The sequence below is a fragment of the Sedimentibacter sp. B4 genome (genome assembly GCF_000309315.1).
Classification (GTDB): domain Bacteria; phylum Bacillota; class Clostridia; order Tissierellales; family Sedimentibacteraceae; genus Sedimentibacter; species Sedimentibacter saalensis.
Map to the genome: position 1 here is coordinate 1 of NZ_CANG01000447.1, position 206 is coordinate 206.

Annotated in this window: 1 protein-coding gene; it reads right to left on the reverse strand. The window is 69.4% G+C overall.

The window, feature by feature from the left end; translation table 11 throughout:
- The coding region (locus BN358_RS11800) for a DUF3418 domain-containing protein (RefSeq protein WP_157593435.1) at positions 1 to 206 on the reverse strand (206 nt) is incomplete at both ends.

Here is a 206-nt window from a genome sequence, read left to right on the forward strand (position 1 = left end):
GCATAGAACGCTGCGATCGCCGCGTCGTCCAGCAGCAGGTCGCGACGACGGTTCCGGTCGGCCAGCTCCTCCGCCTCCGCACGAACCTCCTGGTTCCGCGCCCAGAAGTGGTGCCGGGTGCGCCACTCCCCCTCGACGAGGGCGGACTGGATGAACACCTCCCGCGCCACTACCGGGTCGATCCGTGCGTAGCTGACCAGCCTCTG